Annotated in this window: 1 protein-coding gene; it reads left to right on the top strand. The window is 56.4% G+C overall.

Features of this window, described 5'->3' with window-relative positions; translation table 11 throughout:
• Positions 1-69: 69 nt before the first annotated feature.
• Positions 70-1,217, top strand: a 1,148-nt coding sequence (locus tag AB2B41_RS23295) for a transposase (protein ID WP_367880219.1), incomplete at its 3' end; no start/stop codon positions are given.

Here is a 1,217-nt window from a genome sequence, read left to right as displayed (position 1 = left end):
GTGTTGAAAAAGTCCGTTGATTGGTTGGTCTGCCGCTGATTCACTCTGATTAAGAGTGGAGGTGCGGCGATGATGGGACCAAGGCAGGTGGCGCAAGGCGCATTGTTTTACGAGTTCTCGATTGAGGAGATTGTGCCTGCCGATCACCCATTGCGCGGCATTGATCGGTTTCTCGATTTATCCGACGTCCGCCCGCTGCTGGCTTCATCCTATAGCTCTCATGGTCGTCCTTCGATTGATCCTGAGTTGATGATCCGGATGCTGTTGTTGGGCTACTGCCAAGGCATTCGGTCCGAGCGTCGCCTTTGCGAAGAGGTGCATGTCAATCTGGCATATAGGTGGTTCTGTCGCCTTGATCTAACCGATCCAGTACCCGACCATTCTACCTTCTCGAAGAACCGGCATGGGCGCTTTCGGGAGAGCGATTTGTTCCGGCATCTGTTTGAAACGGTGCTTCAGCGCTGCCTTGATGAAGGTCTTGTCGGCGGCGAGAGCTTCGGCGTCGATGCCAGTCTGATCCCGGCGAATGCGAACCAGACCCGCGGGATCGAAAGCAAGGAAGGTCTGCCTCCCGACCTGACAACCCGCGTCGTTGAGGAGTATCTCGAAACATTGGACGATGCAGCCTTCGGAGGCTCCACCAAGGTCGTTCCGAAATACATATCACCTGTCGATCCCGCAGCACGCTGGACAGGGGCAGATGGCGGGGCAGCCTTCTTTGCATACTCCACCAACTATATGGTGGACTTGGACAATGCTGTGATCGTGGACGTCGAGCCATCGGTTCCGATCCGAACTGCAGAAGCCTTTGCCGCGCGCAGAATGATCGACCGGATCACAGACCGCTTTGGTATGACGCCAGACAAGCTTGTCGGCGATACTGGCTACGGATCGGCAGAGATGCTGGGGTGGCTGGTCGAAGAGCGGGGTATCGCTCCGCACATTCCAGTCTGGGACAAATCCAAGCGAACCGATGGCACTTTCTCTCGAGAAGACTTCGTGTACGACCCCGCAACGGATAGCTACACATGTCCTGGCAACAAGGAATTGCGAACATATCGCCGGAACTTCTCCAAACCGCGAAAGCCCAACGGCGGTAAAGACGGGTTCATTCGATACCGCGCATCAAAACACGACTGCGATGCGTGCCCGCTCAAACCGCAATGCTGCCCAGGTGATCCCGGGCGACGCGTCATGCGGTCAGTCCACGAAGCAGC

The sequence above is a fragment of the Sulfitobacter sediminis genome (assembly GCF_040811725.1).
Classification (GTDB): domain Bacteria; phylum Pseudomonadota; class Alphaproteobacteria; order Rhodobacterales; family Rhodobacteraceae; genus Sulfitobacter; species Sulfitobacter sediminis.
Note: the sequence above shows the minus strand (reverse complement) of the source record. Positions and strands in the feature narration are given on the sequence as shown.